We start from the raw sequence: 11,948 nt of genomic DNA on the forward strand, positions 1-11,948 counted from the left end.
CCCGCACCGTCAGCCTACCGGCGCACCCCCCGATCCCACCCGGCAGCGGCCCGGCCGGCCGGACCCGCCGGAAAGGCGACTGGTGAGTGATCGGTGGCGCGCCGATTCGGAATGAGTTCGATTGTGCAGCTCCGCAGTCGGCCCGGTGGCAGGCAGAGTGGCACGGACGACGGATGGTCTTGTGCCTGATGACCTGTGGGAACATGTGGCCCTGCTACCGCCTTCGCGTCCGCCGAAAGGACCGGGTCCCGGAAGAGGACGCGGGGCCCGGAGAGGGCCGGGAGCGGCGCCCTCAGCACGGATCCAGCAGCACCGCCCCCGCCGCCCCCACCAACCCCGCCTCCGTCCCCATCCTCGCCGGCACCACCCGCAGCCCCCGCACGAAGGACAGCTTCGCGTACTCCCCCAGCGCCCTCCGCAACGGCGTGAAGAGGACCTCGCCCGCCCCCGCCACTCCCCCGCCGACCACCGCGATCTCCACCTCCACCAGCGTCGCCGTCGCCGCGATCCCCGCGGCCAGCGCCCGGGCGGCGCGCTCGAAGGACGCGATGGCGACCGGGTCACCGGCCGCGGCCGCCGCCGCGACCGCCGCCGCCGTCGTGTCGCCGTCGGGGCCCGGCCGCCACCCCTGTTCCACCGCGCGGCGCGCGATGTTGGGGCCGCTGGCGATGCGCTCCACGCAGCCGCGCGAGCCGCACGGGCACAGGTCGCCCGCCAACTCCACGCTGATGTGGCCGATATGGCCCGCGTTGCCGGTGGGGCCCGGGTGGAGCCGGCCGTTGAGGACCAGCCCTCCGCCCACCCCGGTCGAGACCACCAGGCACAGGGCGTTGTCGTAGCCGCGCGCCGCGCCCTGCCAGTGTTCGGCCGCGGTCATCGCCACGCCGTCGCCCACGAGGCGTACGGGAAGCCCGTCGACCACCGCGCCGACCCGTGCGACCAGCGGAAACCCGCGCCAGCCAAGGACGTTGACCGGGCTGACCGTTCCGGCGGACGCGTCGACGGGGCCCGCGCTGCCGATGCCCACGGCCCGCGCCCCGGCCCAGAGCGGGGACGTGCGCAGTTCGGCGATGACCTCCTCGACCGCGCCCATCACCGCGTCCGCGTCCTCCTGCGCCGGGGTCGCCCGTTGTGCCTTGACATGGATCCGGCCGGTGTCGTCGACGAGCGCGCCCGCGATCTTGGTTCCGCCGATGTCGAGCGCGGCGACGAGGTCGGTGAACTCGGAGGACATCGGCGAACATCTCCAGTAGGAAGAGGAACAGGAAAGATCAAACGACGGAGTCAGTCTCCATTTTGCTGACAACGTTGTCCAGATGGCGGGGCCCTATGCTCGATGCCACACCGACACCCACCCGCCCACACCGGCACCGCCGCCCCGCGATCCCCTCCTCCGACCGACAGGACAGCGCACCGTGGCCGACACCGCTCCTCCGCCTTCCGCCGCAGGGAGGTCCCAGTCCTCCGACGCGGGGAAACACTTCCGCCCCGTCCCGCCGCAACGCCGTTACGGCAACCGGCCGACGATGAAGGACGTCGCCGCCCGCGCGGGCGTCGGCCTCAAGACGGTGTCCCGCGTCGTCAACGCCGAACCGGGCGTCACCCCCGACACCGAACGGCGCGTCAAGGAGGCCATCGACGCCCTGGGCTTCCGCCGCAACGACAGCGCCCGGGTCCTGCGCAAGGGCCGCACGGCCAGCATCGGGCTGGTCCTGGAGGACCTCGCCGACCCCTTCTACGGGCCGCTGAACCGCGCCGTGGAGGAGGTCGCCCGCGCGCACGGGGCGCTGCTCATCAACGGTTCCAGCGCCGAAGACCCGGACCGCGAGCAGGAGTTGGTGCTCGCGCTGTGCGCGCGCCGGGTCGACGGACTGATCGTGATCCCCGCCGGGGACGACCACCGCTATCTGGAGCCGGAGATGGCGGCGGGGGTGGCCACCGTGTTCGTGGACCGCCCGGCGGGCCGGATCGACGCCGATGTCGTACGGTCCGACAGCTTCGGCGGCGCACGAGCGGGGGTCGCCCATCTCATCGCCCACGGGCACCGCAGGATCGGCTTCATTGGCGACCAGCCGCGCATCCACACCGCGACCGAGCGCCTGCGCGGCTACCACGCGGCGATGGCGGACGCGGGGCTCGCGGTGGCACCGGAGTGGGTCGCCCTCGGCAGCACGCGACCGGAGCGGGTGCGGGCCGCGGCACGGACGATGCTGGACGCGCCGCACGAGCCGGTGACCGCGGTGTTCACCGGCAACAACCGGGTGACGGTCACGGCCGTACGGGTCCTGGCCGAGCGCGAACGGCCGGTCGCCCTGGTCGGGTTCGACGACTTCGAGCTCGCGGACCTGCTGGTCCCCGGGGTCACCGTCGTCGCCCAGGACGCGGCGACGCTCGGCCGCACCGCCGCCGACCTGCTGTTCAGCCGGCTCGACGGGGCGGGCGGCGCACCGTCGCACGTGGTGCTGGAGACGCGGCTGGTGGCCCGGGGCTCGGGCGAGATCCCGCCGTGGGACGCCTGCTGATCCGCCCGGCGGGGGCGGGCCGGGTCAGCAGGTGGGCAGTCCGGGCAGCGGCTTGTCGTTGTCGCCGCCCTTGAGGTAGACCACGCTGACGTACACCCCGGTGTTGCCGCTGTCGTCGTCGGTCCTGGCCCACCAGACGTTCGTCCACTTCCCGTAGGTGACCCGGCGGCCCAGATCGGCCTGGCAGTAGAAGTAGTTGGTGCCCGCGTTGAGCGTCCCCGCGCGCTCGCCGCCCGCGCGGATCGACTCCGCGGTGCGCCAGACGTCGCAGTTGTACTTGCCGCCGCCCGCGCCGTGACACGCCGGTGCCGCGGGCGGCGGGGGCGGGTTGTTCCCCCCGGTGATGCGGCCGGGGTCGCCGCCGGCGGAGCCGCCGCCGGAACCGGAGGAGCCGCCGCCCGGCTTGCCGCCGGCGGAACCGCCGGTCGCCGCACCGCCGTTCCTGCCGCCGGAGGTCTTGCCCTCGTCGGTGTCGTCCCGCTTCTTGCCGTCCTTGGCGGGCGGCGGCGTCTTCTTCCCGGTGTCCTTGCTCTTGCCGGGGGGCGTGGGCAGCGCGGTCTTCAGGCCGGCGTCGGTCGGCAGGGCCCCCGGCGGCAGCGCGCCGTCCTGGCGCGGCGCGCCGTCGCCGGACACGGGCGCGGTGGCCGTCGGACCGCCGGACGCCCGGGTGTCGCCGCCGTCCCGCTGGCTCACCGCGTAGGTGACGCCCGCGCCGACCAGCAGCACCCCGGCCACGCCTGCCGCGACCACGGCTTTGCGCCGGCCGCCGGACGCGGCGTCGGCCTGCGCCCGCCGTCGGCCGGACGGCTCCGCCGCCGGGACTCCGACGGAGGGGCCTGGCCCGGGAACGTAACTCCGGCCCGGAGGCACCGGTCCCCCCGGGAACGCGGGCGGTTGCCCGCCGACGGAGTCCGGGCCGGTCCCGTAGGGGGGATGCGCGGCGGCGGGGCCGGGCCCGGTCCCGTGGGCCGGGGCGTTCGGACCGTAGGCGGCACCGTGTGCCGGGGACGGCGAGGGGGACGGCGGGCCGAAGCCCGGCGCCTGCTGCCCGTACGACGCGGCGGGGCCGAACCCCCGCGGGGCCGCGGACGTCCCGTCGGCGACGGCGGTGAGCAGCCGGGCGGCTTCCTCCGCGTCGGGGCGCCGCGCCGGGTCCTTGCACAGCAGCCGTTCCAGCACGGGCGCGAGCGGTCCGGAGCGCACCGGCTCCGGCAGCGGTTCCACGACGATCGCGGTCAGCGTCGACCAGGTCGACGTGCGGCGGAACGGCGAACCGCCCTCCACCGCCGCGTACAGCGTGGCGCCCAGCGCCCAGACGTCGGAGGCGGGCCCCGGCTCCTGCCCCTGGGCGCGTTCGGGCGCCAAGTAGTCGAGGGAGCCGACCAGTTCGCCGCTGCGCGTGAGGTGGGTGGCCGAGCCGTCGCCGGGGTCGTCCATGGCGGCGATGCCGAAGTCGGTGAGGACGACGCGGCCGCCGCGCTCCAGCAGGATGTTGCCGGGCTTGACGTCGCGGTGCAGCACGCCGACGCGGTGGGCGGCGGCCAGCGACTCCAGCACCTTCGCGCCGATGCCCGCCGCCTCGCGGGGGTCGAGGGGGCCTCGCTCGCCGAGGACGTCGTCGAGCGAAGGGCCGTCGACCAGTTCCATCACGATGACGGGGCGGCCGTCGTGCTCGGTGACGTCGTGGACGGCGACGACTCCGGGGTGCCGGACCCGGGCGGCGGCCCGTGCCTCGCGCTGCATGCGCAGCTTCAGGTCGGCCAGTTCGGGCGCGGAGGAGTCGTTGTACGTACGGAGTTCCTTGACGGCGACCTCGCGGCCCAGCACCTCGTCCACGGCGCGCCAGACGACGCCCATGCCGCCGCGCCCCAGCTGCTCGATCACCCGGTAGCGGCCGGCCAGCCGCTCGTTGTCCCCCGTGGCCACCACTGCCCCGTTCCGTCACGCCAAAAGTGGTCGTGCACAGAGTACGGGGCAGCGGCGACAGCCGGGCGGGCGGTTACCGGGCGGACGCCGTGAGGTCCCCGCGGCGCGGTGCGGCGAAGCCCTCCAGGTCGGCCTGGGTCAGGCCGCTGAGCCCGGCCACCTCGGCGGCGTCGAGGGCGCCGCACTGCACGCCGCGCAGCAGGTAGGAGGCGAGCGCCTTGGCGGAGGCGGGCTCGTCGGCGACGTCGCCGCCGGTGACCTGGTTGGCGTACGCGGCCAGGCGCGCGGCGGCCTGCTCGAAGCCCTCGCGGTAGTAGGTGAAGACGGCCGCGTAGCGGGTCGGCAGGTGGCCGGGGTGCATGTCCCAGCCCTGGAAGTAGGCGCGGGCCAGGGCGCGGCGGGTGAGGCCGTAGTGCAGGCGCCAGGCGTCGTGCACCTTCTCGGTGGAGCCGACGGGCAGGACGTTGGTGGAGCCGTCCGAGACGCGCACGCCGGTGCCGGCGGCCGCGACCTGCATGACCGCCTTGGCGTGGTCGGCAGCCGGGTGGTCGCTGGCCTGGTAGGCGGCGCTGACGCCGAGGCAGGCGCTGTAGTCGAAGGTGCCGTAGTGCAGGCCGGTGGCGCGGCCCTCGGCGGCGTCGATCATGCGGGCGACGGTGGCGGTGCCGTCGGCGCCGAGGATGGACTGGCTGGTCTCGATCTGGATCTCGAAGCCGATCCGGCCCCCGGGCAGCCCGTGCGCCTTCTCGAAGGCCTCCACCAGGCGCACCATCGCGGTGACCTGCTCGCAGTACGTCACCTTGGGAAGCGTGAGTACGAGGCCGTCGGGCAGGCCGCCGTTCTCCATCAGGCCGGTGAGGAAGACGTCCAGCGTGCGGATGGCCCGCTCGCGTACCGGAGCCTCGAAGCACTTCATGCGGATGCCGGTGTACGGAGCGGCCGTGCCGTCCCGGTACGAGGCGGCCACCAGGCGCGCGGCCCGGGCGGCGTAGGCGTCCTCCTCGGCGGCGGGGCCGGTGTAGCCGTCCTCGAAGTCGACCCGGAGGTCCTCGACCGGCTCGCGCTCCAGCTTGGCGCGCACACGGTCGTGGACGGCGTCGGCGAGGGAGGGGTCGAGGCCGAGCACCTCGGCGAACACGCCGGCGTTCGGCGCGTGCTCGTCGAGCATCTTCAGCGCCTGGTCGCCCCAGGAGCGGAGGGTGCCGGCGTCGTAGAGGTTGCCGGGAACGTACACGGTGTGGACGGGCTGCCGGGTTCCGGGGTCTCCGGGGTAGCGGCGTTCGAGCTCCGCGTCCACGGACGCGAGGGACGCGCTGATCCCCTCGCTGACCGCACCGGCGAGGCTCGTTGCCACCTTCTCCTGCTGACCCATTCCAACCCTCCAAGTTTCCGCTTCACGGAATCAACAATCCGCATAGTGAAGTTAATGCGGCTCACGACGGGAGTCAATGGGTGCCTGACACACGTACCGGAACGGCTCGGGGCCGCCCGGCGGCACATGCCGGGCGGCCCCGAGTCGTACGGAATGCGCAGGTCAGCCCTTGCGGGTTTCGACCTCGGCGGTGAGCTGGGGGACGACCTCGAAGAGGTCGCCGACGACGCCGTAGTCGACGAGTTCGAAGATCGGGGCCTCGGCGTCCTTGTTGATCGCCACGATCGTCTTGGAGGTCTGCATGCCGGCCCGGTGCTGGATGGCGCCGGAGATGCCGGAGGCGATGTAGAGCTGCGGGGAGACGGACTTGCCGGTCTGGCCGACCTGGCTGGAGTGCGGGTACCAGCCGGCGTCGACCGCGGCGCGGGAGGCGCCGACGGCCGCGCCCAGGGAGTCGGCGAGCTTCTCGATGACCGCGAAGTTCTCCGCCCCGTTCACCCCGCGCCCGCCGGAGACCACGATCGCGGCCTCGGTCAGCTCCGGACGCCCGGTCGACTCGCGCGGGGTGCGCGAGGTGACCTTCGTGCCCCGCGCGGCATCCGTGAACGACACGGTGAGAGTCTCGACCGCACCCGCGGCCGCGGCGGCCTCGACGGGCGCGGAGTTCGGCTTGACCGTGATGACCGGGGTGCCGGACGAGACACGGGACGTGGTGGTGTACGAGGCGGCGAACACCGCCTGCGTGGCCACCGGACCCTCCGGCCCGGCCTCCAGATCGACGGCGTCGGTGATGAGGCCCGACTGGATGCGTACCGCGAGCCGGGCGGCGATCTCCTTGCCCTCCGCGGAGGACGGCACCAGCACCGCCACCGGGGAGACCGCCTCGCAGGCGGCCTGGAGCGCTTCGACCTTCGGCACGACGAGGTAGTCGGCGAACTCGGGGGCGTCGACGGCAAGGACACGCGTCGCACCGTGCTCACCGAGCACCGCCGCGGCGCCATCGGCGCCGGCGCCGAGGAACACCGCGACCGGGTCACCGATCCGGCGGGCCAGCGTCAGCAGCTCCAGAGTGGGCTTGCGGACGGCGCCGTCCACGTGGTCGACATAGACGAGAACTTCAGCCATGGGAATTTGCTCTCCTGCACAGACGAGGGGAAGAAGGGGAAGGAGCGGAGGGCTCTAGATGAACTTCTGGCCCGCGAGGAACTCGGCGAGCTGCTTGCCGCCCTCGCCCTCGTCCTTGACGATCGTGCCCGCCGTGCGCTCGGGACGCTTGTCCGCGGACTCGACCCGGGTCCAGGAACCCGCCAGGCCCACCAGCCCGGCCTCCACGTCCAGATCGTCCAGGTCCAGGGACTCCACCGGCTTCTTCTTCGCCGCCATGATCCCCTTGAACGACGGGTAGCGCGCCTCACCCGACTGGTCCGTCACCGACACCACCGCCGGCAGCGACGCCTCCAGGTGCTCGGTGGCCGCGTCCCCGTCACGCCGGCCCCTGACCACACCGCCCTCCACCGACACCTCCGACAGCAGCGTCACCTGCGGGACGCCCAGCCGCTCCGCCAGGACCGCCGGGAGCACACCCATCGCGGCGTCCGTGGACGCCATGCCCGCGAGGACCAGGTCGTAGCCGGTCTTCTCCACCGCCCTGGCCAACACCAGCGACGTCGCCATCACGTCCGAGCCGTGCAGGCCGTCGTCCTCCACGTGCACGGCCTTGTCCGCACCCATCGACAGCGCCTTGCGCAACGCGTCCTTCGCGTCCTCCGGACCCACCGTCAGCACGGTGACCTCCGCGTCGTCGGCCGCCTCCGCGATCTGCAGCGCCTGCTCGACCGCGTACTCGTCCAGCTCCGACAGCAGACCGTCCACATCGTCCCGGTCGACCGTCAGGTCATCGGCGAAGTGCCGGTCGCCAGTGGCATCGGGCACGTACTTCACACAGACAACGATCCTCAAGCTCACGCCGGGTCTCCTACTGCATCGTCTATTTGTCGGCTGCCTCGTTGCAGGCAGCATAGGCGCCTGAAGGGGCGGTTTCCGGTCGGGGCGGGTTGCGCTCCAGCCGAAATATTACTCGTCAGTACACCCAGAGGGTTCCCGCCAGGCAAGCGCAGGCAACTGTGACCTTGCCAACGCTGTGCGATCGCCGACAAAAGCGGCGCATTCGGGAACTCTCAGTCGCGCAGCGCGTTGAAGCGCCCCTGGTGGTAGAGGAGCGGCCGCCCCTCCCCCGCCGGGTCCCCCGCGACGGCCTGGGCGAGCACGATGCGGTGGTCCCCGGCGGGCACCCGGGCCACCACGCGGCACACCAGCCACGCGAGGACGCCGTCCAGTACGGGAACGCCCTCGGGCCCCGCCCGCCACCGGGTGGGCGCGCCGAAACGGTCGGCGCCGCTGCGGGCGAACGTCGCGGCGAGGGCCTCCTGGTGATCGCCGAGTATGTGGACGCCGACGCAGTCGGCGTCGGCCACCACGGGCCAGCTCGAGGACCCCGTGCCGATGCCGAAGGAGATCAACGGCGGCTCCGCTGCGACGGAGTTGAGAGAGGTGGCGGTGAACCCCACGGGACGGCCGTCACGGCCGGCCGCGGTGATGACGGCGACGCCCGCGGCGTGCCGTCGGAAGACCGAGCGGAGCAGCTCGGGAGCGGCCTGCCGGGGAGCGGCGGGGGTCGGCTGGAGCGTCATGGAGCTGTCCCTCGGCGGAAACGGAGTGCGCACTTCTCGAGTCCGCGGCTGTTCAGACACCCGGACAGCGCGCACTCGCGTGGCGGACCGGGTTCACCTGGGCCCGCCCGGGGGGACGGAGTTCCGGCGGCATGACGTCAGACTGACGATTCCGGGTGCGCACCGTCAAGCGCGCACCGGCCGCCGACCGGTGGGATTGATCACGTCGCCTCTCGCCCGGCGGCACCCCGCCTCCCGCACACCGCCCGCTCACGCCACCAGGCGCCCTCACGCCACGGCCCGCCCGAGCGCCGCGATGACGTCCACCCGGCGCGGCTGCCCCACCGCCCGGCGCACGATCCGCCCCCGCGCGTCCAGGACGAGCACGGTGGGCGTCTGCCGGATGTCCAGTTCCCGTACGAGCGCGAGGTTGTCCTCCGCGTCGATCTCGACGTGCGCGACGCCGTCCACCATCGCCGCGACCTCCTCCAGGGTCCTGCGGGTGGCCCGGCAGGGCTGGCAGAAGGCGCTGGAGAACTGCACGAGGGTGGCCCGCTCCCCCGGCTCGACGCCGAGTTCGGCCGCGCCCAGTCGTCGCCCGCCGTCTCGTTCCGGCATATTTCACCCTCCCCTTACGCACTGCTTGTCACAGTGTGCAGCGTGCGGCGCGGTGCGGCGATTCCCGCGGACGTACGACACTTGTCAGCGGCCCGCAGCAGGTCAGGGCGGGAACAGACATCGTTCGACGTGATGAGAATCTCGCGTCGCGGGTACCCGGGGACTGGCTACTCGGGCGCTCATGGGGCACGATCTGCCCAACGCCGAAAACCTACGGCAGCGTAACTTTCGTACCGGGAGAGCCCTCCCCGGTCAGAGAAGGGTCCCCGTCATGGCAGAACTCGTCTATCGGCCGGTCGTCGGCGCCGCGCGCACGCTCTTCAAGGCGCTCGACCTGAAGATCGACACGCAGGGTTCTGAGAACATCCCCCGCTCCGGCGGAGCCGTGCTGGTCAGCAACCACATCAGCTATCTCGACTTCGTCTTCAACGGCCTGGCCGCCCTGCCGCAGAAGCGCCTGGTGCGCTTCATGGCGAAGGAGTCGGTGTTCCGGCACAAGGTGTCGGGCCCGCTGATGCGCGGCATGAAGCACATCCCGGTGGACCGCAAGCAGGGCGAGAACGCGTACCGGCACGCGCTGGAGTCGTTGCGCTCGGGCGAGATCATCGGTGTGTTCCCGGAGGCGACCATCTCCGAGTCGTTCACGCTCAAGAGCTTCAAGTCGGGTGCGGCCCGGCTCGCCCAGGAGGCGGGCGTGCCCCTGATCCCGATGGCGGTCTGGGGCACCCAGCGCATCTGGACCAAGGGCAGGCCGCGCAACTTCGGCCGCAACCACATCCCGATCACGATCCGGGTGGGCAAGCCCGTGGAGGCCGCCGCCGGCGAGTACGCGGGCGCGGTCACCCGCCGGTTGCGCGAGCGCGTCCAGGAGCTGCTGGAAGCCGCTCAGCGGGCCTACCCGGTGCGCCCGAAGGACGACAAGGACACCTGGTGGATCCCGGCCCACCTGGGCGGCACCGCGCCCACGCCGGCCCAGTTGCGCGAGGCGACCGGCTGAGAGGCCGCACTACAGGGCGTCCGGCAGGGCCTCCCACAGGCGGGGCCGGTCGGGCGCCTCCCGCAGGGCGCGCACGACCTCCGGGTGGGGCGCGGCGTACAGGAGTGGGAAGTCCTCCTCGCCGCGCCCCTCCCGCGGCACCCACGCGAGCCGTTCCCCGTCGAGCGAGAAGCGCGCGTCGACGCCCTCCTTGTTTCCGCGCGGGTCCTGGCGGTGCCAGGTGCCGCGGAACCGTACGGCGACGAGCCCGTGCAGGCAGTGCCCCTGCGCCCCGTCGTACTCCAGCCGCTGGTAGCACAGGGCCGTGGGGACGTCCTCGGCCCGCAGCAGGGCCGCGAGCGCGTGTGCCTTGGCGTGGCAGATGCCGGTGCCCCGCGCCAGGACGTCGGAGGCCCGCCAGGTGACGCGGAGGTCACCGGTGTCCGCCGAGTGCGGAATGGTGTCACGTACGAACTCATAGGCCAGCCGCGCATATTCATACGAGTCCGCCGCGTCCACGGCGAGCCGGGCAGCCGTCTCGCGGACGGTGGGGTGGTGATGGTCGATGACGTCGTCAGCAGCCAAGTAGGCGGAAAGGTCCGGGGTTTGCTGGATCAGCTCCATGGCGTACGAGCATAGAAATGCGACCACCCGCGAGTCAATGACTTTACGGGCAGCCGCATATTCATGCAGACGGTACGGCGGGAGCCTAGCGCGCCATCTCTTCCTTGAGCGCCTGGACGAAGGCGTCCACGTCGTCCTCCGTCGTGTCGTACGCGCACATCCAGCGCACGTCACCCGCCGCCTCGTCCCAGAAGTAGAAGCGGAAGCGCTTCTGGAGGCGCTCGCTCACCTCGTGCGGCAGGCGCGCGAACACCGCGTTGGCCTGCACCTCGTAGAGGACCTCCACGCCGTCGACACCGCGCACGCCGGCGGCGAGCCGCTGGGCCATCGCGTTGGAGTGCCGGGCGTTGCGCAGCCACAGGTCGCGGGCGAGCAGCGCCTCCAACTGCACCGACACGAAGCGCATCTTCGACGCGAGCTGCATGGAGGACTTGCGCAGCCGCTTCATCGCCGTGGGGCGCACCGCGTCCGGGTTCAGGACGACGACGGCCTCGCCGAACAGCATGCCGTTCTTGGTGCCGCCGTACGACAGCATGTCGACGCCCACCGCGTTGGTGAAGGCGCGCATGGGCACGTCCAGGGAGGCCGCCGCGTTGGCGATCCGGGCGCCGTCGAGGTGGACCTTCATGCCGTGCTGGTGGGCGTGGTCGCAGATCGCGCGTATCTCGTCGACCGTGTAGACGGTGCCGAGTTCGGTGTTCTGGGTGATCGAGACGACCTGGGGCATCGCCCGGTGCTCGTCGTCGAATCCCCAGGCCTGCCGGTCGATCAGCTCGGGGGTGAGCTTGCCGTCCGGGGTGGGCACGGTGAGCAGCTTGAGGCCGCCGCTGCGCTCGGGCGCGCCGCCCTCGTCCACGTTGATGTGGGCGCTCTCGGCGGCGATCACCGCGCCCCAGCGGTCGGTAAGCGCCTGGAGGGCGACCAGGTTCGCCCCGGTTCCGTTGAAGACCGGGAAGGCCTCGGCGGACGGGCCGAAGTGCGAGCGGATCACCTGCTGGAGGTGGGCGGTGTAGTCGTCCTCGCCGTACGCGACCTGGTGGCCGCCGTTGGCGAGCGCGAGCGCGGCCAGGACCTCCGGGTGGGCGCCCGCGTAGTTGTCGCTGGCGAAACCGCGTACCGCGGGGTCGTGGTGGCGGCGGGCGTCCGTGCGCGGCGGGTTGCGGGGGGTGTCGGTGGTGACCGTCGTGGTCGTGGTGGTCACGGTGGTCGTGGTGGTCACGGCTCCGGTCACCGGGTCCGCG

At 72.8% G+C, this 11,948-nt stretch carries 11 protein-coding genes; 2 read left to right on the top strand and 9 right to left on the bottom strand.

Annotated features, from left to right (window positions below; all coding sequences use genetic code 11):
* Positions 1-292: 292 nt before the first annotated feature.
* Positions 293-1,234 carry an ROK family protein gene (locus ACIP93_RS28955; RefSeq protein WP_401763272.1) on the bottom strand — a complete coding sequence of 314 codons (942 nt, stop codon included), beginning with the start codon at positions 1,232-1,234 and terminating at the stop codon, positions 293-295.
* A 292-nt stretch (positions 1,235-1,526) separates the two neighbouring features.
* Here ACIP93_RS28955 and ACIP93_RS28960 point away from each other — a divergent pair, with 292 nt between their 5' ends.
* Positions 1,527-2,522: a LacI family DNA-binding transcriptional regulator gene (locus tag ACIP93_RS28960; protein WP_401763273.1), complete on the top strand. Its 996-nt coding sequence runs from the start codon at positions 1,527-1,529 to the stop codon at positions 2,520-2,522.
* Positions 2,523-2,546: 24 nt separating this feature from the next.
* Here the strand turns inward: ACIP93_RS28960 and ACIP93_RS28965 are convergent, their stop codons facing one another.
* The 6 genes from ACIP93_RS28965 to ACIP93_RS28990 all read right to left on the bottom strand — a co-directional run bounded on the left by ACIP93_RS28965 (position 2,547) and on the right by ACIP93_RS28990 (position 9,107).
* Entirely contained in the window at positions 2,547-4,448 is a 1,902-nt protein-coding gene (locus ACIP93_RS28965) for a protein kinase (RefSeq protein WP_401763352.1), read from the bottom strand.
* Positions 4,449-4,521: 73 nt separating this feature from the next.
* The gene (locus ACIP93_RS28970) at positions 4,522-5,820 is read right to left on the bottom strand and encodes a DUF6986 family protein (protein WP_401763276.1); all 1,299 of its coding nucleotides are present in this window, start codon (positions 5,818-5,820) and stop codon (positions 4,522-4,524) included.
* A gap of 162 nt (positions 5,821-5,982) precedes the next feature.
* Positions 5,983-6,945, bottom strand: a complete 963-nt coding sequence (locus ACIP93_RS28975; protein ID WP_401763279.1) for an electron transfer flavoprotein subunit alpha/FixB family protein — start codon at positions 6,943-6,945, stop codon at positions 5,983-5,985.
* A gap of 54 nt (positions 6,946-6,999) precedes the next feature.
* Positions 7,000-7,785 carry an electron transfer flavoprotein subunit beta/FixA family protein gene (locus ACIP93_RS28980; protein WP_345219441.1) on the bottom strand — a complete coding sequence of 262 codons (786 nt, stop codon included), beginning with the start codon at positions 7,783-7,785 and terminating at the stop codon, positions 7,000-7,002.
* Positions 7,786-7,997: 212 nt separating this feature from the next.
* A complete protein-coding gene (locus tag ACIP93_RS28985; RefSeq protein ID WP_345225503.1) occupies positions 7,998-8,510 on the bottom strand; it encodes a flavin reductase family protein in 513 nt (170 codons plus the stop codon).
* Between the two features lie 267 nt (positions 8,511-8,777).
* Positions 8,778-9,107 (bottom strand): thioredoxin family protein, encoded by a 330-nt coding sequence (locus ACIP93_RS28990; protein WP_345225501.1) that lies wholly within the window; start codon positions 9,105-9,107, stop codon positions 8,778-8,780.
* Positions 9,108-9,378: 271 nt separating this feature from the next.
* Between ACIP93_RS28990 and ACIP93_RS28995 the strand changes: the two genes are divergently transcribed.
* Positions 9,379-10,104 (top strand): lysophospholipid acyltransferase family protein, encoded by a 726-nt coding sequence (locus ACIP93_RS28995; protein WP_345225499.1) that lies wholly within the window; start codon positions 9,379-9,381, stop codon positions 10,102-10,104.
* Positions 10,105-10,113: 9 nt separating this feature from the next.
* On the opposite strand, the gene ACIP93_RS29000 is transcribed toward ACIP93_RS28995, so the two are convergent.
* Positions 10,114-10,707: a transglutaminase domain-containing protein gene (locus ACIP93_RS29000; RefSeq protein WP_401763284.1), complete on the bottom strand. Its 594-nt coding sequence runs from the start codon at positions 10,705-10,707 to the stop codon at positions 10,114-10,116.
* A gap of 85 nt (positions 10,708-10,792) precedes the next feature.
* The gene (locus ACIP93_RS29005; protein WP_401763354.1) at positions 10,793-11,908 is read right to left on the bottom strand and encodes a threonine aldolase family protein; all 1,116 of its coding nucleotides are present in this window, start codon (positions 11,906-11,908) and stop codon (positions 10,793-10,795) included.
* Positions 11,909-11,948 lie beyond the last annotated feature (40 nt).

Source organism: Streptomyces sp. NPDC088745 (assembly GCF_044751045.1).
GTDB classification, from domain to species: Bacteria; Actinomycetota; Actinomycetes; order Streptomycetales; family Streptomycetaceae; genus Streptomyces; species Streptomyces cremeus.